Annotated in this window: 14 protein-coding genes; 8 read left to right on the top strand and 6 right to left on the bottom strand. The window is 44.1% G+C overall.

Annotation, left to right across the window (positions count from 1 at the left end):
- The first annotated feature begins 1 nt into the window (after position 1).
- A complete protein-coding gene (locus AAFP14_RS04025) occupies positions 2-1,282 on the top strand; it encodes a recombinase family protein (protein ID WP_341731011.1) in 1,281 nt (426 codons plus the stop codon).
- Between the two features lie 5 nt (positions 1,283-1,287).
- Here AAFP14_RS04025 and AAFP14_RS04020 read toward each other — a convergent pair whose 3' ends face one another.
- A complete protein-coding gene (locus AAFP14_RS04020) occupies positions 1,288-2,427 on the bottom strand; it encodes an adenylate/guanylate cyclase domain-containing protein (protein ID WP_341731010.1) in 1,140 nt (379 codons plus the stop codon).
- Positions 2,428-2,462: 35 nt separating this feature from the next.
- Complete coding sequence (locus tag AAFP14_RS04015; protein ID WP_472851025.1) at positions 2,463-5,492, bottom strand: response regulator; 3,030 nt, start codon at positions 5,490-5,492, stop codon at positions 2,463-2,465.
- Between the two features lie 407 nt (positions 5,493-5,899).
- On the opposite strand from AAFP14_RS04015, the gene AAFP14_RS04010 reads away from it, so the two are divergent.
- Positions 5,900-6,064, top strand: coding sequence for a hypothetical protein (locus AAFP14_RS04010; protein WP_341731008.1), 165 nt, complete (start codon positions 5,900-5,902; stop codon positions 6,062-6,064).
- Between the two features lie 9 nt (positions 6,065-6,073).
- Positions 6,074-6,343 (top strand): helix-turn-helix domain-containing protein, encoded by a 270-nt coding sequence (locus AAFP14_RS04005; RefSeq protein WP_341731007.1) that lies wholly within the window; start codon positions 6,074-6,076, stop codon positions 6,341-6,343.
- A gap of 797 nt (positions 6,344-7,140) precedes the next feature.
- Here the strand turns inward: AAFP14_RS04005 and AAFP14_RS04000 are convergent.
- The 3 genes from AAFP14_RS04000 to AAFP14_RS03990 form a co-directional block, all read right to left on the bottom strand.
- Positions 7,141-10,410 (bottom strand): DUF4347 domain-containing protein, encoded by a 3,270-nt coding sequence (locus AAFP14_RS04000; protein ID WP_341731006.1) that lies wholly within the window; start codon positions 10,408-10,410, stop codon positions 7,141-7,143.
- Between the two features lie 283 nt (positions 10,411-10,693).
- A complete protein-coding gene (locus AAFP14_RS03995; RefSeq protein ID WP_341731005.1) occupies positions 10,694-13,864 on the bottom strand; it encodes a DUF4347 domain-containing protein in 3,171 nt (1,056 codons plus the stop codon).
- A 1,006-nt stretch (positions 13,865-14,870) separates the two neighbouring features.
- Positions 14,871-16,364 (bottom strand): hypothetical protein, encoded by a 1,494-nt coding sequence (locus AAFP14_RS03990; RefSeq protein WP_341731004.1) that lies wholly within the window; start codon positions 16,362-16,364, stop codon positions 14,871-14,873.
- Between the two features lie 191 nt (positions 16,365-16,555).
- Here AAFP14_RS03990 and AAFP14_RS03985 point away from each other — a divergent pair, with 191 nt between their 5' ends.
- The 5 genes from AAFP14_RS03985 (at position 16,556) to AAFP14_RS03965 (ending at position 21,440) form a co-directional block, all read left to right on the top strand.
- Positions 16,556-18,217, top strand: coding sequence for an ArnT family glycosyltransferase (locus AAFP14_RS03985; protein WP_341731003.1), 1,662 nt, complete (start codon positions 16,556-16,558; stop codon positions 18,215-18,217).
- A 270-nt stretch (positions 18,218-18,487) separates the two neighbouring features.
- Entirely contained in the window at positions 18,488-18,745 is a 258-nt protein-coding gene (locus AAFP14_RS03980) for a hypothetical protein (RefSeq protein ID WP_341731002.1), read from the top strand.
- Positions 18,738-19,940: a murein transglycosylase A gene (mltA, locus tag AAFP14_RS03975; RefSeq protein ID WP_341731001.1), complete on the top strand. Its 1,203-nt coding sequence runs from the start codon at positions 18,738-18,740 to the stop codon at positions 19,938-19,940. Before AAFP14_RS03980 ends, mltA begins: the two co-directional genes overlap by 8 nt.
- 23 nt (positions 19,941-19,963) lie before the next feature.
- On the top strand, positions 19,964-20,506 hold the full coding sequence (locus AAFP14_RS03970; protein ID WP_341731000.1) for a hypothetical protein: 543 nt from the start codon (positions 19,964-19,966) through the stop codon (positions 20,504-20,506).
- A 55-nt stretch (positions 20,507-20,561) separates the two neighbouring features.
- Positions 20,562-21,440, top strand: coding sequence for an ROK family protein (locus AAFP14_RS03965; RefSeq protein WP_341730999.1), 879 nt, complete (start codon positions 20,562-20,564; stop codon positions 21,438-21,440).
- A gap of 599 nt (positions 21,441-22,039) precedes the next feature.
- Here AAFP14_RS03965 and AAFP14_RS03960 read toward each other — a convergent pair.
- Positions 22,040-22,462, bottom strand: a complete 423-nt coding sequence (locus tag AAFP14_RS03960) for a hypothetical protein (protein ID WP_341730998.1) — start codon at positions 22,460-22,462, stop codon at positions 22,040-22,042.
- Between the last annotated feature and the right edge of the window lie 177 nt (positions 22,463-22,639).

Genomic DNA, 22,639 nt, shown 5'->3' with positions numbered 1-22,639 from the left:
GATGAAAATCATCGCCTACTCTTACACTGAACCTCTCCTAGAAACAGCACCGACGCCTGAATTTTGGGGCCAAGAAGTCGATCGCACTTATCAAGATTTAGGAGGGCGAGAGCAACTGCAACAACTCCTAAAAGACTGCGGCACAGAACCAGTTCAATACCTGTTAATTCAGCGGTTTGAAGAACTAGGCGACACAGTGCAGCAAGTTTGCACCAGCCTAGAACAACTGGAAAACCTCGGCATCCAACTAATTGTCACAGACGAAAAACAAACAGAAAACAGAGCAAACTTGCTCAAACTCCTAGCAGAAGTCCAGCGCAGCCAACATAGCCGCAGCATTCGCAAAGGACACGCCCGCAACCGCATCAAAGCCAAGATTCCACCGGGTAAAGCTCCCTACGGCTATCGACGTAGCAAAGAGCGCTACACCATCGATAAAAGCACCGCCCCCACCGTCAAAGACTTTTTTGAACACTTTTTAATCTACGGTTCTTTGCGAGGTTCCGTGCGCTATTTAGCGAAGAAATACAACAAAAAAATCTCTGTCAGCACAGGCCGTCGCTGGCTGACAAATCCCGCCTACCGAGGCGATTTAGAATATCACAATGGTCAAGTAATTTCTAATACCCATGTCCCGATTATTTCCAGAGAAGAAGCTGCTCAAATAGACAGGTTGCTGCGTCGCAATCGCCGCTTGTCTCCTCGCACCGCCAGCGCCCCTCGTTCCCTTGCTGGTTTAGCGATTTGTGCGGAATGTCGATCGCCCATGACAGTAGCAAAAGTTAACTCCTACCGGAAAGACCGAGAATACCTTTATTTGCGGCCGATTAACTGTTGTCGGCCGGCTAAATGTAGCGGCCTTTCCTACGATGAAGTATTGCAATCTACCATCAGCGGAATTTGTCAGAATTTACCCGCTGCTGTGGCCGGGTTACAGATGCCGGATATGAATGGAATCAAAGCAGGAATTGGTAGGGCGATCGAATTTAAAGAACAAATCATCAATCAACTAGCAACCCTGATAGAAAATGGCATTTTAGACACAGAAACTGCCGAATTGAGAGCCTACAAAATCCGCACCGAAATGGCACAATTGCAAAGCAAATTGGCGCAACTACCGCCAGTTAATTTGCGAGAAACAGCTCAAACTGTTTCTCTGCCACAATTTTGGCTCGACTTATCAGAATCGGAACGCAGGTTTTATTTTCGAGAATTTATCGATCGCATTGAGATAGTCCGGGAGAATACAAATTGGAAACTGGAAATAATCTTCATTTTTTAAGGCAGCTAATCATCTTTTTTCCCTGTTAATAAATAGGCGATCGTGTCTCCTTTACCTTTTACCGATATCGAACCTCTTTCCTCAAATACATAGTCATTTTTTAACTGCTGGTAAACCGCAGTAGTAACTTGAATACACCCTGGTAATCCTTGAGATTCCATCCGAGAAGCAACATTCACAGTATCTCCCCACAAGTCATAGCTAAATTTTTTAGTACCAATGACTCCAGCAACTACAGGCCCTGTATTGATGCCAATCCGAATTTGAAAAGGTTCCCCCTTATCTGTTTTAAAATCAGCGATCGCTTCCTGCATATCCAAGGCCATATTCGCGATCGCTTCTGCATGATCGGGCCTCGGCACCGGCAACCCCCCCGCTACCATATAAGCATCCCCATTCGTTTTAATTTTCTCCAAACCATGTTTCTGAGTTAATTCATCAAACTTTGAAAAAATCTGGTTGAGGAACTTCACTAATTCTAGAGGTGAAATTCTGGCAGCAATAGAAGTAAAATCAACAATATCTGCAAATAAAACTGTGGCTGAGTCAAATCTCTCGGCATTAGTACCCTCGCCTTTTTTCAAAGCTTCAACAATCGCGGCTGGTAAAATATTTAACAATAAATGATCTGACTTTTTTTGAGCTAGGCGTAAAGCTAGCTCAGCTCCCTGCCGATCTTTAATTTCGTTTTCCAAACGTCCGACAAGTTCTTCTAATTGGTTCGTTTGTTCTTGAAGTAGTTGTTTTTGACTTTTAATGGTTAACTGATTTGCCACTCGTGCCAACACTTCTTTATCTTGAAAAGGTTTTGTAATATAGTCAACTGCTCCTACATCAAAAGCTTTCACTTTATCTGAAGCATCATCTAAGGCGCTTAAAAAAATCACTGGAATCGAACTGGTAGTTGGTGAAGATTTCAAATGTTCGCACACCTCATACCCATTCATTTCTGGCATCATCACGTCCAGCAAAATGAGATGTGGCGGAAACTCTTGCACTGTAGCGAGCGCCCTTTGCCCATTTAGCGCTTTACGAACCTGATATCCTTGTCCCGTGAGGATTGTTGATAATAGTCGCACGTTATGTGGCGTATCGTCAACTACGAGAATGCTGGCTGGAATTGTAGGATCTTGATTGCTGTCCATAAGATGGAAGACTTACTTATTTTTTATAAAAAATCTTAACATTGACGGTCTTTAACGGCCAATATTGCTAATTCTATAATATCATCAAATAAAAAATCATGGGCTAAAGCCGTTAAGATTTTTGCCGCTGAATCAAATTCTCTAGGTATTTCATCAATCAACTTAACAATTTTATCGTCGGAACATTCATGAGCAGCCTCAGATATCTTCTGCACCCAATCAAGAGGCATTTGACTCAGTTGCGATTCCACAGAGAGAGTGCTGGTAGGTACGCTAATTGTAGTTTCATTTTCGATGTTTTCCTCAACAGGCTCCTCATAAATATAGCTGATACCTAAAAGTTCTTCCATGATCGAAAACAGTATATTTGCCTCGAAGGGTTTACGCATAAAATCATCGCAGCCTGCGCCCAAAATAGTTTTTCGTTCCTCTTCAAAAGCGCTAGCAGTGAGAGCCACAATCATGGTTTTTTTACCTAGGGGATGAGCTTTAATCAGTCTGGTAGCTTCATAGCCATTCATCACAGGCATCTGCATATCCATCCAAATCAGGTGCGGTTGCCACTCTTCCCATATAGCAACAGCTTCTTGCCCATTTCTAGCTTCTCGCACGATGAGCCCTAGTGGTGACAATAATCTGACTATGACTAGACAGTTGTCAGGGCGATCGTCAACCACCAAAATCCGGTATTCTGGTTGATCCGGCGCTAAACCAATTACTTTTTTCTGTGGTTTAAGCATTTTAACATCGCTAGGATCGGCAAGCCTGAAATCAATATCAAATGAAAACTTACTTCCCAAACCAAGCGTACTTTTTACACTAATATCTCCTCCCATCATTCGTACAAAATTGCGACTAATTGGTAAACCTAATCCAGTCCCCTCTTGAGATTTATAACCTGTTTTTGTTTGCTCAAAGGGTTGAAATAATTTATTCATCTCTTCTCGCCCAATCCCAGCACCAGTATCTTCAATTTCAAAATTCACTCGTAACGATACTGGCGGAATATAATTCATATTTACCGTATCAAATTCCGGCGACACAGACTTTAGGGAAACCGTATCGGCGATGATTGTTTTTGGGGGTATCAACTCTGGATTTTGAACACTAAAACTTGTTTCTACCTGATTTTTTACTCGCAAGGTAACGCTACCCGTGTCTGTAAATTTGATCGCATTGCCGATCAGATTAATCAAAACTTGACGCAATTTACCATCATCTCCCTTCACAAAGTCCGGTACGCCTTCAGCTACTTCAAAAGTTAGCAGCAATTTTTTAGATTTAGCTTTCAATCGGAACATTTCTTCTAAGGTTTCTAACAGACGGATTAAATTAAAACTGCTTTCATTAAGCTGACTTCTGCCTGCTTCGATTTTGGACATTTCCAAAATGTCATTAATTAAGGAAAGCAAGTGTTCTCCCGCCCGATTAATAATTTGTAGATGCTGCTGGTTTTGATTGTTTAAAGATGAATCGCGCACCATCACCTGACTAAATCCCAAAATGGCATTCAGAGGAGTCCGCAATTCGTGGCTCATAGAAGAGAGAAATTCACTTTTGGCACAGTTAGCTCGATCCGCAGCTAAGACAGCTTTTTGTAAGGCCAGTTCTGCCAATTTACGTTCGTAAATTTCAGTTTTGGCTTGTTCAAAAAGGGTGGATTGCTGGATGGCAATTGCTAGCTGCACGGAAATTTGCTGGAGAGATTCTATCTCAGAAGAGTTCCAATGCCTTTGATTCCGACAGTGATGAGCAATCAGTAGTCCCCATAATTTTTCACCTTGCAAAATGGGAACCACGAGGTTAGCTTTAATTTCAAACTGGGTCAGTAAATTAAGGTGGCACTCTGAAAGACCAGCCGTGTAAATATTGTCTATCGCCCGAATGTGCCCCTGTTCGTAAACAGACACGTAGTGTTCCCGAAAACAATTATCATTAATATCAATTCCCAAAATCGGCATCGTATTTTTTGCCACGGACTCAACGGCAATAAAACCACTCCAATCTGGGTTAAAACGATAAATAACTGTTCTATCAGTTGCCAAAAAATCCCGGACTTCTTCCACAGCCATTGTCAGCACTTCTTCCAGGTTAAGAGAGGAACGAATCCGCTCTTGAATGGAATTCACTAGCCTCTCCCTTTTTAGTTGTTGCTGCAAGGTAATTTCCGCTTGTTTACGCGCAGTAATATCTACGGCATAACCAACGCACTCCATAGGTACACCCGCAGCATCTTTGACCAACTTAACCTCATCGTATATCCACCGATAACTACCGTCTTTGTGTCGTTCGCGGTATTCGTAGGAAATTGATTCTTTTTCCAATATTTGAGCGAACAAATTTGTAACATTTTCTCGATCTTCGGGGTGAATCAGGCTATACCAATCAATAGAACCATTCATGAATTCTTGCGCTTCATAACCTACCATTAAAAAAATATTTTCGCTAACAAATGTCACGTCATAATTTCCGCCTATTTGGCAGCTAAAAATTACGGCGGGAGTCGTAGCTAGTAAATATTGCAAGCGTTCGGTAACAGAGCGCAGTTTTAACTCGGCTTGCTGGCGTTCCCGAATTTCCATTTCTAAGCACTGGTTGGTTTCAATCAACTGGGATGTGCGTTCTTGCACCTTAATTTCTAAGTCATCATAGGCAGTGCGTAAAGCTAATTTTGCCTGTTTTTTCACTAAAATCTCCGCCTCCAATCTGCTATTGATTTCTTCTAATTCTTGGGGTGTTCTTAATGAAAGAAATTGTGGCAATAGTGTTACCATCTGTCCAGCAGTGTAACAGGAAACCAGTGCAGTGAGGGCTTTTTCGAGTCCCGACAACCAATAGGCGGGATGCCACAGAGTCCAAATTTCTAGGAAGTGACCTGTGCCGCACAGAATAATAAATGCACCAAATAAAGTGAAAATTCCTAAAAAAGGAACATCCCGCCGTTTTAATACAAAATAAATCAGCATCAGCGGAATTGAAAAATAGGCGATCCCAATTAAAAAATCGCCCGTTATGTGTAGCCACACCAAAGGCGTTTGCCACAGATAACAATGACCGTGTGGCATATATTGAGTAGGAGAAAATATATTTTTGACTAATTCCAACATAATGTTTGCGATTGGCAGATAATACACTTGGCTGGGAGTAATTCAACGACACATCGGAGCGCAGATTCTGGTGGGTGACTAAACTCAATCTTGTGGCTTTTCCCCCGCGGTATTTCCTAGACGTGGGTTCCAGGCATCAGGTATCTTGTTGATGATGAATAAAAGTAGGCAGATCAAAATACTTTTAATTAAGTTAGCATTAATTGACAAACCATTACCAATGTCAACTGTCACATTTTAATTGTAGCTGGACGACTAAATGTGACACATACATGACATTTTAGCTAACGATCGAGAAAAAGCCTTAAAAAACTAGGCAAACCTTCCTTGCCGCTAGGAGCGCCAGCGCCTCTTAAAATTAGGTTATGCCGATCGGTCAGAAAGTGCCAATAACACAAGATATAATGATTGTCAAGGATTTAGATCGTCCCAGAGAGGTATTCTCAAAAAAATTCTTAGCCATGAGGCGATCGTACTCAGCTTTAGAGTCGATCGCCAGCGATAATATCCACCATACCCTTACCAGATAATTGCCAGTTATGACGATCGATGAGGTACTAAACCTAACTCGCGCACGATTGCCAAAAAAATTACATCCCGTACAAGAAACAATTCTCCGCCAAGTTTGGGAAGGAAAGACTTATACAAGTATCGCATCTACCTCTAATTACGGAGAGCATTACCTGAGAAATATCGCCTCCGGCTTGTGGCAATCTCTTTCAGAAATATTGCAGACACCTATTAACAAATCAAATTTTCACTCCTCTCTAGAATCCCGTTCCTTCTTTTCTAACCCAAAAATTGTGTAATATTATAGCAAAAATTAGTGCGGAAAGTGAGACAAGTTTTTTAACTATTCCCGTCGGTAAAGAGGGTTTTTGGGTAGAAGATTTAGTGCAAACGCACATCCTCCACAACTGGGAATTCTGCGATGAACCCGAGCATTTAAGAACCATCCGCTAGGTGAGGTAATGGGTAATTGGTAATGGGTAATTGGTAATGGGTAATTGGTAATGGGGTACTTGTGCTGCCCTTCGACTACGCGAGCGGGTCGAAGTATGGGGTACTTGTGAGTTCGCAAAGTCGAAGTATAGGGCATTACTAATTATATCAATTCCGGTAACACCGGAATGATATAGAGGACACGGCAGTGCCGTTTCCCTACAAGATTATTTTGGGTAGGGACACGGTACTACCCATTGGTGTCAACTTAAGGTAAAAGTTATAGTCCGACAGGGGTTGAAACCCCTGTCTCATAGCGCAAGTCCTCTCAAAGAGGACTGAAGAATTAGTTGAGTTGATAGGTATTGGTTTGGGGCAAATCTTCAGTCAGTTTCAACTGACTTTGGCTATGAGACAGGGGTTTTAACCCCTGTCGGAGTCGCGGGATGACTAACAGACACGGGGCGGGCTGACAGCTTAAGTTGACACCTATGGGTACTACCGTGTCCTAATTTCGGCTAATAATTCCGATGCAACCGGAAACGATATTACCAATACTTCGACAACGCTGGAACCCAAGTTACCAATTACCAATTACCTATTACCAATTCTCGATCGTACCTCCGATCAGATCTCGATATAGTTTGTTTGGCAACTATAATCACTACAGACTAATGAAATCACTAGCGGTAATAGTCTTAGCCGGTACACCATTCAAATTTGCCAGCAATTGACCAGTGGCACTCACACTAATCAACACTTGATTATTGCTAGAAATAATACTGAGTTGACTCAAACTCAAACCAGGATTCAATCCAATTAGATCCTCACCCTTGCGGAAATCAGTAATCAACTCGCTTCCCCCATTCGGACTTAACACAAACACATCATTTCCCGAACCACCAGTCAAAGTATCGTCCCCAGCATCACCACTCAGGAAATCCGCACCACTACCGCCACTGAGAATATCGTTACCTTTGCCGCCATAAAGCGTATCATTGCCGGCGCAACCATCTACAAGATCGCTATCATTACCACCAAAAATTAAATCATTACCATCGCCACCACAAAGACTGTCGTTTTCTTTGCCACCGTAAAGCGTATCATTGCCAGCTTGACCAAAAATCAGGTCTGCACCTTCATTGCCAAACACAATATCATTGTCATTTCCAGCATTAATTGTGTCATTCCCTAAGTTTCCTAAAATATAGTCATCGCCATTTTCACCGAACAAGATATCGTCATCTTTGCCACCAAAAATAGTATCATTGCCGATACTACCAGCCATCGTATCTTTACCAAAATCTCCCCTCAAAAAATCGTTGCCATCGCCACCCAAAACAGTGTCATTATCCTTCCCCGCATAGATAGTATCGTTGCCATCGCCACCTTGAATCAAATCGGCACCATCATTGCCAAAAATTGAATCGTTATCGGCACCACCATCAATGTTGTCATTGCCGCCCATACCGTAGAGGGTGTCATTTCCAGACAGCCCATTAATCAAGTCGTTGATGGAGGCACCCATAATGAAATCCGCAGTGCTACCGCCGCCCTGAGTTTGTTGAACGGGGTTAGGAATAATGCTGGCAGAGTTGAATTCAGGGGCGCTGACGCGATCGCACAAGCAATCATCGGTATCAGGAATGGGAGTGGGTGTGGGTGTGGGTGTAGGTGTAGGTGTGGGTGTAGGTGTAGGTGTGGGTGTAGGTGTGGGTGTAGGAGTGGGTGTAGGTGTGGGTGTGGGAGTTGGTGTGGGAGTAGGAGTTGGTGTGGGTGTGGGTGTGGGAGTCGGTGTGGGTGTGGGTGTGGGAGTTGGTGTGGGTGTGGGAGTTGGTGTTGGTGTGGGAGTAATGCTAAATTCAAAAGCACCAATATCAACGATCGCACTTCCGTTACCATCACCATCCACAGGGCGAGTCACACCCCGCTGATCCCTAGTTGGTGCCCCCGCACCAGTACCAGTATCAATGGCGGGACTTCCTACTAGCAATGGCAGTACAAAAGCACCGTTGATATTTTGTAAAGGGCCAAGTTTCGGATCGGCGATCGTCACATTGGCAGTGGCATTATTATCATTAGGATCTCCCGTCGTCAGTTTAGCAGGAAATTGGAGATTATTTCCCCCGTCAATTAGTTCTCTTTCAGTTTGCTGCTTAACCTTAAAAGGATTACCAGCCGTATTACTATCAAAAATTGTATTTTTGACAGTAATTGGCTGATTTCCAAAGGTGGCAATACCTCCCGAATATTCCCCAGCACTATTTTTGGCAAAAGTGGAATTAACGATATTAGTTGCAAAAGAATCTGTGTTACCCACAACTATTCCTCCGCCCTGATTGGCAGCAGTGTTCCCGGAGAAGGTACTATTAACAATACTGACATTTCCATCTTCGCCAAACCACAAGCCGCCACCGTTATCATCGGCTGTGTTGTTAGCAAAGGTGCAGTTGGTAACAGTCAAATCGGCATTTCCATGACGAACACCGCCTCCCGAACCGCCAGAACCTGATGAATATTTGACTGCTTTGTTGTTAATAAAAGTGCTATTTTCTAAAACCACTTTATCTTGTAAATAGCCAAAGAGAAAGGCTGCACCTCCTTCTCCAGTCCCGATATTGCCATCAAAAACGCTGTTGCGGATCGCAATAGTGCCAGCAATGGGACCGGGGCTTGCATTGGGGCCAGAACCATTAGCGCCATCGACATAAACTGCGCCACCAACACCTTTGTCTGTGCGGTTCCCGGTGAATTTAGAGTTTTCGATGGTCAAGCTGCCCAACAGGTTATTGACAGCCCCACCGTAGCTACCTTTGTTGTTGGTAAATTCGCTACCTTTGATGGTAAGGGAACCGCCGCTTTTAGTGGCGATCGCCCCGCCGCCGCGTTCAGTGTCGTCGGCTAAAGAACCATCATTGCCACTAAACTTACTATTAATGACAGTAGTTGTACTGCGAAAACCTGTATAAATACCGCCACCGAAACCGGCAACATTATTATTGACTTGGCAATTTTCTAAAGTTAAAGTGCTGTTACCGCCAGTTTGAATGCCACCGCCACTGCTAGTTGTTTCATCATTTGGATCGGTTCCTGGAACTTTGCCGTTGGCAATAATCAGGTTTTTGAGAGTAACATTGGTCGAATCTTCTGTGAAGATTACCCGCGAAGCGTTGTTACCACTAATGGTTAAATTACTAGCACCAATTGCGTCAATTGTCAAGTTTTTGTTGATGACAAGTTGACCGCTCGTGAGAGTAATTGTTTGATTGGCTAGACTGGATGCAAATTGAATGGTGTCGCCGGCGGCTGCGGAGGCGATCGCACTTCTCAAGGACCCAGGCCCGCTATCATTAGTGTTGGTAACGGTAATAGTTGCTAAAGTTCCTTGATAATCTGCCATTACTTCTGGATTTAGGGCTAGGGGCGCTTCAATATTCCCTTTGCTAAACTCCAAATTCCAGTTACCACCGCGGCCTGTTTTATCGGTGGATGCTGCAATATCAGCACCGGTTAACTCCGAAAGGCGATCGACAAAATCACTCCCCGCACCAGCCGCAACATCGCAACCGTAAAGCATGATATCAGCTTGGTCGCTCAGGGCATTGCGCCACTCTTGCAACTGACTTTGATATTCTGATAAATTATCGGAGTTCAAAGTGGTAGAACCTAACTGCAAGCTGCCCGAATTGCCATGAGAAAAGATGTGAACTTGGTCTACAGTTTCACCAGCAGCAGCGATTTTTTGCAATTCGGCACTAATTTGTTGGACTCCATTGCGATTTTTATCTAATATAATTTTCTCTGCACCAGCCAGGATACCGTTGTCCAGAGTTTGATAGTCTTCTAAATCGGATTCTATGAAAACAATAGATTTAGAACGAGAATTGTGGGGAACTAATTGGGAATCTATGCTGGTGGATTTTTTTGAACTCATTTCGTATACCTATGAGATTTTTTCGGTTTGGTGGTAGATACAACAATGAGATTTTTTTTAGGAACCACAGAGAACACAGAGAACACAGAGTTAGAGAGGAGTAGATGTTCCTATTTTCATGATTTCTACAAAGTTTAGGACTGACGCACTTGTGACGAAAAATAAGCCTTTGCGATTACTTCGCGACCCTGGTAAGGACGTAAAATCGTAGTGAGTGCGTCAGTCCTGATTTAGATGTTTGGCGTAGTTTCTGCTCCAGTCAAAACTGGGACATCCATCGCCGTTAGATTGTTATTTGAGTGAAATCGCTAGCGGTGAGAGTATTGGGTGCAATACCGTTCAACTTGGCTAACAATTGACCAGTGCCAGTCACACTAATTAAAGTTTGATTGTTGCTGGAAGTAATACTGAGTTGATTGAAACTCAGACTTGGATTTAACCCAATTAAATCCTCGCCTTTACGGAAATCAGTAATTGTATCAGTGCCGATACTTTGGGTTAGGAAAAACACGTCGTTACCAGTACCGCCTGTCAAAGTATCGTCCCCAACATCGCCGCTGAGGAAGTCGTTACCATCGCCGCCGATGAGGAAATCGTTACCTTTACCGCCATAAAGCGTGTCATTGCCGACACCTCCATCGATGAAGTCATTTTCATTGTTGCCGAACAGCAAATCGTTGCCTTCACCGCCGTAGAGTGTGTCATTATCTTTGCCACCGTAAAGGCTGTCATTTCCAGCTTGACCAAATATCAGGTCTGCACCTTCATTGCCAAACGCAAGATCGTTGTCGTTTCCAGTATTAATTGTGTCATTTCCTAAGTTGCCTAAAATGTAGTCGTCGCCATCTTCACCGAACAAAAGATCGTCATCTTTGCCTCCGAAAATGGTATCGTTTCCTACACCGCCAGCCACAGTATCTTTGCCTAGATCTCCCTGCAACAAGTCATTGCCATCTCCGCCCACAACAGTGTCATTATCTTTGCCACCTGCGACGCTATCGTTGCCAGCACCGCCTTGAAGGAAATCTGTGCCTTCATTGCCCAAGATTAAATCATTATCGGCACCGCCATCGATGTTGTCGTTGCCGCCCAGGCCATACAAAGTATCGTTGCCGCCAAGTCCGTTGATGGCTTCGTTAATGCCTCGACCTACGATGAAGTCGGGAGTATTACCGCCGTTGAGAGTTTGGTCAACGGGGTTGGGAGTGACGCCACCAAGGTTGAATTCGGGTGCGCTGATAGGTGTGGGTGTGGGTGCCGGTGTGGGTGCCGGTGTGGGTGCCGGTGTGGGAGTTGGTGTGGGAGTTGGTGCCGGGGTGGGTGTGGGTGCCGGGGTGGGTACTACATTCACGCTAAATTCAAAGGAACCGCTGTCTACGATCGCCCCTGGAATCGTATCACCATCTTGAGGGCGAGTCACACCCCGTTGATCTGTAGCTGGTGCCCCAGAAGGAACTCCTTTATCAATGGCCGGACTTCCTGTCAGCAGGGGCCGGACAAGGGCGCCGTTGATATTTTGCAGTGGGCCCAGGAGGGGGTCTGCGATCGTAATGCTTGCGGTCGCATTGTAATCGTTGAAGTTATTGGTTTGTTTGACAGGCCACTGAAAATTGCCACCTTGGTCAGTTAGTTCGCTGCTGGTGTTTTGCTGAATGCCAAACTCATTCCCCGCCGTGTTGTTGGCAAAGATCGTGTTTTTGACAGTGACAGACTTTCCTTCGGCAGCCGAGATTGCTCCACCCACCCAACGGGCGGAATTATCTGCAAAGGTGCTGTTGACGATGGTGGTGTCGGCATAAAGAGCCATTGCACCGCCGACATTGCCGAAAAAATCAGTAGTTCCAGTAATTTGGTTCCCAGAAAAGGTGCTGTTGGTAATGGTGGTAGGCGCATCCATGATCCACATTGCGCCGCCTTGACCGGGGGCTTTGTTGCCGGCAAAGGTGGTGTTGGAGACTGTCAGTCCTTTGTTGAGTCCGTTGCTCAAGTTCACCAACCCGCCTCCAATGCCGTCGCTTCCACCGGGAAGTGACAAAGTTTCGTTGTTTTGGAAGGTGCTGTCTGCAATGGTTACGCTGTCTTGGGTGCCGGTAAACAGATATGCTGCTCCGCCTTCGCCCCGACCTTTGTTGTCTTGAAATACACTTTTGGTGATCTTAATTGTCCCGGAAGCTTCATTCGGATTGCTGGCGCGATCGGTATAAAGTGCGCCGCCGAAACCTCTTAAGAAATCATTGGGCTGACCTGCGGCGAAAGTGGCTGCGGTGGTATCGTTGCCGATGAATCGGGAGTTGTCAATTGTCAGCTTCCCTTGAAGGCTGTTAATTGCCCCACCGTTAATTCCTTTGTTGTTGGTGAAGTCGCTGTTGGTTACTGTAATTGCTTTGAAACTCAAAAAGCCGATCGCACCTGCACCCCGTTCATCATTACCTGCGGTGGCTACGTTACCGTTGAATTTACTGTTGCTGACTGTCAGGGTATTGTTGAAATTACCAAAGATTGCACCACCGCCTTTGTCGGCGACGTTGTTGTTGAACTGAACATTGTCTACTGTGAGATTTACTTCGTCCGTTGTGCCGATCGCACCTCCTGTCTCCGTTGTTTTACCGTTAGTAATAATCAGGTTTTTGACGGTGAAATTGGTAGCGGTAACTACATTTGCATTGACAAAAAACGCGCGGGAGGCGTTGTTACCGCTGATGGTTAAACCAGTGGCTGCCGCGCCGTCAATCGTGATATTTTTGCCAACGGGAATGTCTAGTTGACCGCTAGTTAAGGTGATGGTTTGATTGGCTAAACCGGGAGCGAAGGTGATGGTATCGCCGGCCGCAGCAGAGGCGATCGCCGCTCTTAGGGACCCTGCTCCGCTATCGTTATTATTGGTAACGACGATGGTAGCTAAATTCCCTTGGTAACTTGCCATCACCTCACTATTTAAGGCTAAGGGAGATTCTATATCGCCCTTGGCAAATTCTAAATTCCAGTCACCACCTATTCCGGTTAAGTTAGTGGATGCTGCTACATCGGCTCCGGTTAATTCCGAAATGCGATCGACGAAATTAGCGCCTGTCCCCGATGCTACATCGCATCCATAGAGCATGATGTCTGCTGTTTCCGACAGTCCGGTTTGCCAGTTTTGCAACTGACTGGCGTATTGTTCTATGTTATCTGAACTCAGAGAAGTGTTACCTAGTTCTAGATTCCCAGAATTACCGTGAGAAATGATGTGTACTGAATCGATCTCCCCATTAGTAGAGGCATATTTGGCAATTTCTGAAGTGATTTGTTCGATGCCGTTTTGGTTGCGATCGAGTATGATTACTTGCTGTCCTGGGAGCGCTCCGGCTGCAATGGACTCGTAGTCTGCCACGCCTGAGTCAATGAAAACTAAGGAACGTAGCGGCAGTTTTTCCACTGCTGATTGTGAGTTAACTTGAGCGAACATAGAATTCATATTTGATACTCCATCAATGGCATTACTGGTAAATACAGCCTGGGAGTAATGCGATAAGTCGTGTTTGATTACACCTTAACACCTATCTTAAATTAAATGCAAGATATCTGCCATTTTTTTTAAGTCTTTTTTTATCCAGATCTTTCATTTATTAGTAGTATTAATAACTATTTATGGTGGCGAATATTGGCCCTCATTTTTCGGTCATTTGGGTAAATAATTATCCTTTAAAATCCTACAATAAGTATCCAATATCGGCACAGATGGTTACAGCCACGGGGGGATTCACCCCACAATCTTGTCTGAGAGAGAGGCTATGTAAATCTTCTCAATAAAAGGCGATCGCGCTCGGAGACATTGATTCCGGCTCTATTGACATGACTTTTGACTATGAGTTCAAAAACTGAAACCCGACTTAGGACTATCCACCAGGAGGCTCTAAGAAATCATTTTGTTTGCTTTTTCAAACAGTCAGCTATGCCACTTTTTTAACTGGCTGACCTCTGGTTCTCTGTTATCTCAACTCAGAGTATTACAGCGCAGTTATAGGTAGCTAGAATTAGCTTGAAATCATTAATTAACAATCTCCTCAGCGTTTTGGGTGTTGCTATCTTTCACTAGAGACTTGCTGTGTGAGGTGAAATGTTCCTGGCAAGGGGGAATTATTTTCTAATAGGAAATCGGGTATCTTAATATTCTTTGTTTTACCCGTAGCTTAGTGATTACACCCAAATTTAATTTTGGCTTATTTCTCTTGGCTGTACATCCGCGATCGCACGGAATTTATGTTGTCCGTGATTTCACTGAAACCTGAGACTGTCAACAGTCAAAAGTCAAGCGTTAATCGTCAACAGTCTTGAGGGACGCTAGTAATTGGCAAAATGCACAAGGGAAATAGGCTATATAGCAGTCCTTGCAGGAGTCGTAAACTTTTTTACCCCACCCCAACCCGGACCTTATTAAGGTCCGGGAGTAAGAAATTCACAAATGATTTAGGATTGCTATATCAAGTATCTGTAGAAGGTGGTTTCTTACCTGCATTGCGAATATTGATAATCTTGCTGAGCACATCAAACCAAAAAACCGCTCCCATCGAAATAGCTACCCCACTCAACAGCCAACCGAAAACTTTCGCCAAAAAAGCTGGCCACAATACATTTCCTTCGGGGTCTATTTCTAATCTATTAGGTTCACTCCAGCCGAAAGGTACTGCTAAATTATCCAAAGCTATACCGACTTCATTTTGAACTTTTGTGAGATTTGTTAAATTATCTAATTTCGCAGGAGTATTCTTTTCTACTAACTGCTGAGCGTACAAATTCACAGTGGAGCGCAGCATCGAATCCTTGGACAACCGATTAATAATATTCACAGTATCAGCATTGGCACCGATCGCGATCGCAGTGCCGAGCAAAATAGCTACCCCTCTAGCATTCCGCTTATAAACCCCCGAAGCCCGCTCCATACTGCGATCGAACCAAATTTCAATTTCCCGCTGAAACCGCTGCAACTGCTCCTGAGTATCTCCCCCATCTTTTTGTGCGCGCTCTGCTAAAATATAAAGACTATTTTTCAGAGATTCTGGCATACTATCCACAGTTGCTTGAATTTGTTGATAAATCGGACTACCTTCTTTCTCCTCCATAATTTCTGTGACAGTCTCCTGAGTTTTCCTGACTTTCCTGATAGTATTTAAAACATTGCTTAAACTCGGTTGTAGTTGCTTTCGCAGTGTTTCGCGTTCAAATTCACTGTCAAAATTAGTTTTAATAAAGCCCATCTGCCGTTGAAACTCTCTCCCTTCTAGCTCAGATTCCGGCAAATAAACCTGAGAATCATTAATATAAAAACCCAGCTTTTCTGACATTCTATCCAAACTATTTTTTAAATTGTCAATCTCATTTTTATAATCTTGAACTACGCGATTAAATTCGCCCGTTAACCACAAAAATTCTTGATCTATAATCGGTTTAGTAGACCCGGATAGATTAAGACCATCCACAATAACTTTAATTTGTGCCAACTGTAGGTCTTTAAATCTTTCCAATCTAGTCTCGGTGATAGATTGCATCAGCTCCTGAATTTTTAAAGTATCCAAAAGACTGCTGGAAAAACTTTCGGAGGGAATGTAAGAAGGCCCACTGGATTTATCTCCAAACACATTTTTGGTACCAGTGATGCGACGGTACAATGTACCTAAACTGCGATTAAAAGACCGGAATGCTTGTGAGAGAGGCCCTTTCGCTCCCTGATTCAAATCGTTAATTATGGGATTGCTGTAAATCAAATTTGCTAACCGTCCGACTAGCTTAAATTGAGCCTCATCCCGAACACCTTCGTTACCGCCAGCAATCAGCACTTCGATGGACTTTTTTAAATGTTCGGCTCGCCACTGCAAGACAGTAGCAATCAATTCCTGAATCTCTGAAGCTAGCAAGCTTAAACTCAGGTAGATAAAAACTAAGCCGATGATAATATCTATGATTACGGGTAAATTCATCGAAAATGCCTGATCGTAAATAACTATTGTCTAAGTTTACATTCAGTTTGGGACGCTAATATAGCAAATTTTTCCCTATTTAGGAGGTATTTAAGTGCTGAAGCCATTGATTTTATTACCTTTTCACATGGACTTCTTGCTGGTTTCGACTTCCATCCAACTTCCACATCTACAATAACTCTTTTAAACTTATGTCAGAAATGTTTCCTCCGGGGAATCACCAACCCAAAATTCGCTTAAATGACCACTATACAGACAAACTGTGGATGTTGGCTGCGATGTTGGCTGCTGCATTAATTTTCGGGCTGAATCTAGGCGGGGTGCCGTTGCGGGATTGGGATGAAGCTATTGCAGCCCAGGTGAGTCGCGAAATCTGGCGCGGTAACTTAAATTGGCTTTATCCCACCCTGGATGGAGTGCCTTATTTGAACAAGCCTCCTCTAGTACACTGGTTGATGGGGCTGTGTTTCGCCCTAGGCGGTGTTAGCGAATGGACAGCGAGGTTGATACCCGCAATGTTGACAGCCACTTCTGTACCCTTGCTTTACGCCATTGCTAGGGAGTTGTTTCCCCAGCGGGCGATCGCGATTTTTTCGACTTTAGTTTATCTGACGCTGTTACCAGTGGTGCGACACGGGCGTTTGGCGATGCTAGACGGTGCTGTTTTGTGTTTTTTGCTAGGGACAATCTGGTGTTTGCTGCGATCGCGCCGGGATTTGCGCTACGCTTTGGCAGTCGGTATTGGCTTCGGACTCATTTGTTTGACTAAGGGCGTGATGTTGGGGCTGCTACTAGGGGCGATCGCCCTTTGTTTCTTGGTTTGGGATACCCCGCGACTCCTGACTTCTGGGTATCTTTGGGGCGGATTGGCGATCGGAACTTTCCCAGTAGCTGCTTGGTATTTTGCCCAATGGCTGCACTACGGCCAAGACTTTATCAACACCAATTTAGTCAATCAATCATTCCGGCGCATTTGGGAACCTGTTAGTCATCAGCAAGGCCCGCCCTGGTATTATCTTTTAGAACTGTTAAAATCACCTTGGCCGTGGCAGTTATTTTGGCTGCAAGGGCTGCGTTTGAGCTGGGAAAATCGCAATTTTCCTGGACCAAAATTAGTTTTAGTTTGGAGTGGAGTTTATCTGCTAGCTATTTCGGTGATGAATACTAAACTGCCTTGGTATATTTTACCAATATATCCAGCTTTTGCCCTAGCAGTTGGCAGCTATTTAGCCGAAGTTTGGGAACAAATGTCGATGGGAGAAGCACCGGAAAAAGCACAAGTAGAGGAACGTTTTGATGCTGTATCTTTGTTGCCTAATCCCGCCATTTTTGGAGTGATGGCGATAGTTGCGATTGTGGGTTGCATTTACTTCAGCGGCCTGGTAAAATTTGGCAATCGCCTGCCACCGCCAGAGGGAGATTTACAGTTAATGCTACTGTTTGTAGCTTTGACAACAATCCTATCAGCTTGGTTACAGCACCGTAAAGACCGACAGTTTCTATTAGTTTTAATTTGGGGAACATACGTGACATTGTTAGTATTGTTCGCCTCAAATAACTGGGTTTGGGAACTGGCCGAGGATTATCCAGTCAAGCCGATCGCCGCAATGGTCCGCGAAGGAACCCCCGCTGGTAAAGAGGTATTCACATCTCACCGCCTCCCGCGTCCATCCCTGAATTTTTACAGCGAACACCAAGTGATTGTCGCCGACGCGCCGACACTACAACAGAAATGGCAAACTCTCCCTCAACCTTATTTTCTGTTGGAAAAACCAGTGTTTCAACATCTAGATTTGGATGGTGCTGAAGTGGTGAGCACAGTTGATGATTGGGTTTTGGTAACTCGAAAATGATAGTTTCTGCACCTAGGCAACCCTAGATGGGGAGAAAAACGCGCTTTCTTGGCTGGCCGTGGGTCATTCCGGGAGTGCCCCAATCCCTGAAACACCTCCAAAATCGTCTGTGAGGGTGGTAGGGATTGTTCGACTTCGCCCTTGGATCAGCGTAGCCGAATAGCTGTCAGTTTTAAGTGTCTGAAATTTCCGAAATTTTAGTGATGCCAGATGTCCAGTAAAAGATAGAATGGTTCCAAAAGCTTAAAATCCCAACTCTAAAATACAAATATGCCCAGAACTCCCAGTGAATATTCCGTGCATCTGTTGCTGAGTGGCGGCCACCGTGAAGAAGTCCGTTTCTCAACGCTGCAAGATTTTCAGAAGTGGTACAGCACTGTTTTGGTTCCCAAGCAGGAATCCAGTGAATTTCTGAATGTCCCGATCAAAAATATTCAAGGCGAATACATGGTGGTTCGTCCTACCAGTGTTCAGGCAATTCGCGTAGAACCAATTTTTACTTCTAGCGTTGAAAGATACGATGAATAAGGGACGATGGCAATTGAGTAAAATTTTTCGGTATCAGTTATTGACGATCGCCTGTTGCGTTTTGGCGATCGCCTTTAATGCCCCCGTGATGGCAGTTTCCCCGCTACAACCAGTGAGTTTGACTCAGCTATCAGCAAGTGAATCCGAATCCATCGCCTTTGATGCTCAAATTTGGGGCGTTGAGGGCAAACCCGGAGACAAAGCATCGTTATTAAAGTCGATCGACTACAGCCTAGGTTATCTCGATAGCGCAGCAGCAGCTAATGTTTACCGACGGTATCAAGTAGCAGGAATTACGCGCGATCGAGTCCGCCGTTCCCTCGATCGCTTTCGCCAATTAGTTGTCAACTCTACCACCCCATCACAACTTCAAGAATCTGTCAAGCGGGAATTTGTATTTTACAAATCCATCGGCAAAGACGGGCAAGGCACTGTAGCATTTACCGGTTATTTTGAGCCTATTTACGCCGCCTCAAGAACCCAGACAGCCGAATATCGATATCCCCTTTATCGCGTGCCACCAAACATCGCGTCTTGGCCAAAACCTCACCCGACAAGATTGGAATTAGAAGGGGCAGATGCTTTGCAGGGAAGCAAAGGATTGTTGCGCGGATTAGAATTAGTTTGGTTGCGCGATCGCTTCCAAGCATTTCTAATTCACGTCCAAGGTTCTGCTAAATTGCAGCTCCCAGATGGTGATGTCATGACAGTCGGTTTTGCCGGGAAAACAAGTCACAGTTATACAGGAGTTGGGCGAGAATTAGTTAAAGATGGAAAGTTTACTTTAGAACAGTTAAACTTGCCAAAATTAACAGAATATTTTGCCAACTTCCCCGAAGAAATGAACAAGTATTTGCCAAAGAATCAAAGCTTTGTATTCTTCCGAGACACTAAGGGAGCTCCCGCCATAGGAAGCATTGGAGTGCCAGTAACTGCCGAAAGGTCGATCGCCACTGACAAATCCTTAATGCCACCGGGGGCCCTAGCACTCATTAGTACCAAACTTCCCTACCCCAATGCAGAAGGAAAACTCGAACAAAACAAAGTAAATCGGTACGTTTTAGATCAAGACACAGGCGGTGCAATTAAAGGTGCCGGTAGAGTAGATGTATTTATGGGAACAGGAAACTTGGCGGGCGATCGAGCCGGCTTCATCAACTCAACCGGAGAACTATATTATCCACTTTTAAAGTAGCTCGAACTATCTGTACCCCACAAATGCTAAACAAAATTTGGCAATTCCTCAAACAACTAATTCAGCGACTCTTCAAAACCCAACCATCCAATCCCCCAACACCAGAAAAGCCCCAGCCACCAACCCTAACAGACACAGAATACGAAGCTAAATTCATGGAACTTCTAGAAGGAGTAAATCAAAGCTGGAGTAGAGGAGATGTCGCCGGATTTCTGATAGCAAAACGTCTGAAAGATGCAGAATTAGCAACTTGGCTGCGTCGATTTGGCGAAAATTTGTTAGCAAACGCCGAATCTGTCGATTCAGAAAGGATTGAAATCCCGACTAGGAACATTGATGAGAACCTGAATCCAAATTCATCAGTTGCATCGCTTCAAGAATTGGCGTGCAGGCTACTGTTATTGAGTAGAATTCGTGACGGGGAATTAGGAAATGTTGCGAGGAAAATTAGTCAGGAGATATTAGCAAGATTTCCCCTACCACCCCAGGAGGATGATGGTGAGAAGGGGATGGTGATTGAAGCAGTGTTTATAGGAGATGGTTTGGGTGTTGACGGGGAAGAATAAGTTGCTGAAAATATCAATTGCTTGTTAGAATATCACATTAAAAATCACAAACTCCATGACACAAGTAATCGGCATTGACTTAGGCGGCACCGCCATCAAACTCGGCAGATTCAGCGCCGAGGGAATTTGCCATCAATCCTTAACAGTACCAACGCCTCAACCCGCCACACCAGAAGCGGTTTTAGCGGCAATGGTAGAGGCAATTTCTCAACTCAATCCAGTGGAAAATGCTGTAAAGGCGATCGGCATCGGCACCCCAGGCCCCGCAGACGCGGCTGGGAGAATAGCCAGAGTCGCCATTAACCTCAAAAACTGGCAAAACGTCCCCCTAGCTGATTGGTTAGAAGCCAAAACCGGACTGCCCACCCTATTAGCAAATGACGCTAACTGTGCTGGATTAGGAGAAGCTTGGTTAGGTGCGGGCCGCCATTTTAACAACTTAATTTTACTCACATTAGGCACTGGTGTCGGGGGTGCAGTTATCCTAGATGGCAAACTATTTTCAGGTCATCAAGGTGCCGCCGGCGAGTTAGGATTAATTACCATCAATCCCGATGGCCCGGAATGCAACAGCGGCAATCGTGGTTCCTTAGAACAGTATGTTTCAGTGCAAGCAATTCGTCGCGAAACTGGTTTAGAACCGCTAGAATTAGCAAATTTAGCAAAATCTGGAGATGCCAAAGCTGTAGAATATTGGCAAAATTATGGTCGTTATCTCGGTATAGGTTTGGCAAGTCTCATTTATGTTTTAACGCCGGAAGCTATTATTATCGGTGGCGGAATTAGTGCAGGTGCAGAGTTTTTTTTCCCGGCGGTTATAGCAGAAATAGAGCGACGGGTTCTCCCCAGTTCTAGGGAGAATTTGCAGTTATTGGTAGCTGAATTGGGAAATCAAGCAGGGATGGTAGGGGCAGCAAAACTAGCTTGGAGGTAATTTAATTGTTATTGGTTATTGGTTATTGGTGATTGGGAATTGGTCATTGCGCATTGGTTAGTGGTCAGTTGTTGGTTGTCATTAGCTATTATGTACGAGTATTATATCAGCTTTACTCCTAATATCAAATCCTCTCTTCATTGGAATTATTAAACTCTCTCTTCTCTTCCTTCGCGTCCTACCCTACGGGAACCCCTGCGGGGAACGCGCCTTCGCGGTTAAATCACCTGACGATACAACCGGAATTGATATGATTGGGAATTGGTCATTGGTGATTGGTCATTGGTGATTGGAATTGGTTAGTGGTCAGTTGTTGGTTGTCATTAGCTATTATGTATGAGTATTATATCAGCTTTACTCCTAATAGCTAACTCCAACAAACAACAAATAACCAACAACAAATAATACCATTTTCATAAAGTCCTACTACAGATGTAGTTCAAAGCCCCCCCTTAGTAAGGGGGGGTTGGGGGGGTAGATATGTAGCGCTACTTTATGCAATTGGTATAACAAACAACAAACAACAAACAACAAATAACAAATAACAAATAACAAACAACAAATAACAAATTCCCCAGTCATTAGTTATTAGTTATTGGTTATGGCCCCGAAAGTCCCGTTGTATTTTTGATATATTCCTGTAATTTTTGATAATCATGGGGATTAGTATGGGGAGCGAGCACAATATTAAGTGCACTGTCTGGTAAACAAAAAGTTAACCGACCATTAGGTTCCCAAGCAAAAAAACTAATTCGACTCAAATCGATCGAAAATTCTTTGCGATCGTAATTAATTGTGACCCAGCATTTCTGAGAATTGCGATCGATTGTTCTTTTGAGATAATCTATAACTTGCCTGTAAGCATCAGAATTACCGTGGGGATTGAGGATAATCGGCTGACTGCTATGAGGCAGCCAAAATGCGATCCTGTTATTATCCAGTTCCTTAGAAAAAGCACTAATAGTATCCAGGTCGATTATGTAAGAATTTTTCTCATAAATTAATTTAATCCAGTAAGCCACAACACCTCCTGAAACCTCCGTTTCCTGGTATGTAACAAGAGTTAAAAAAATCTATTTTGAAATCTAACCCCATAGAGCTTGACTCAACATTAGAGAATATTAGCATTTTCACATCCTTATGCTTAACCCCGATCCCTACTAGGGTTGGGAGTGGGGTTAGGTTTTTCGCTGAAAATA

This window comes from Microcoleus sp. EPA2, assembly GCA_020882975.1.
Classification (GTDB): Bacteria; Cyanobacteriota; Cyanobacteriia; order Cyanobacteriales; family Microcoleaceae; genus Microcoleus.
The sequence above is the reverse complement of the archived record's forward strand: the minus strand, read 5'-3'. Positions and strand labels throughout refer to the sequence as shown.

What these genes read in the sequence shown, in the direction of transcription:
- AAFP14_RS04025 (WP_341731011.1), top strand. Translation starts at nt 2, where the DNA reads ATGAAAATCATCGCCTACTCTTACACTGAACCTCTCCTAGAAACAGCA.
- AAFP14_RS04020 (WP_341731010.1), bottom strand. Translation starts at nt 2,427, where the DNA reads ATGGACAGCAATCAAGATCCTACAATTCCAGCCAGCATTCTCGTAGTT.
- AAFP14_RS04015 (WP_472851025.1), bottom strand. Translation starts at nt 5,492, where the DNA reads ATGCCACACGGTCATTGTTATCTGTGGCAAACGCCTTTGGTGTGGCTA.
- AAFP14_RS04010 (WP_341731008.1), top strand. Translation starts at nt 5,900, where the DNA reads ATGCCGATCGGTCAGAAAGTGCCAATAACACAAGATATAATGATTGTC.
- AAFP14_RS04005 (WP_341731007.1), top strand. Translation starts at nt 6,074, where the DNA reads ATGACGATCGATGAGGTACTAAACCTAACTCGCGCACGATTGCCAAAA.
- AAFP14_RS04000 (WP_341731006.1), bottom strand. Translation starts at nt 10,410, where the DNA reads ATGAGTTCAAAAAAATCCACCAGCATAGATTCCCAATTAGTTCCCCAC.
- AAFP14_RS03995 (WP_341731005.1), bottom strand. Translation starts at nt 13,864, where the DNA reads ATGAATTCTATGTTCGCTCAAGTTAACTCACAATCAGCAGTGGAAAAA.
- AAFP14_RS03990 (WP_341731004.1), bottom strand. Translation starts at nt 16,364, where the DNA reads ATGAATTTACCCGTAATCATAGATATTATCATCGGCTTAGTTTTTATC.
- AAFP14_RS03985 (WP_341731003.1), top strand. Translation starts at nt 16,556, where the DNA reads ATGTCAGAAATGTTTCCTCCGGGGAATCACCAACCCAAAATTCGCTTA.
- AAFP14_RS03980 (WP_341731002.1), top strand. Translation starts at nt 18,488, where the DNA reads ATGCCCAGAACTCCCAGTGAATATTCCGTGCATCTGTTGCTGAGTGGC.
- mltA (WP_341731001.1), top strand. Translation starts at nt 18,738, where the DNA reads ATGAATAAGGGACGATGGCAATTGAGTAAAATTTTTCGGTATCAGTTA.
- AAFP14_RS03970 (WP_341731000.1), top strand. Translation starts at nt 19,964, where the DNA reads ATGCTAAACAAAATTTGGCAATTCCTCAAACAACTAATTCAGCGACTC.
- AAFP14_RS03965 (WP_341730999.1), top strand. Translation starts at nt 20,562, where the DNA reads ATGACACAAGTAATCGGCATTGACTTAGGCGGCACCGCCATCAAACTC.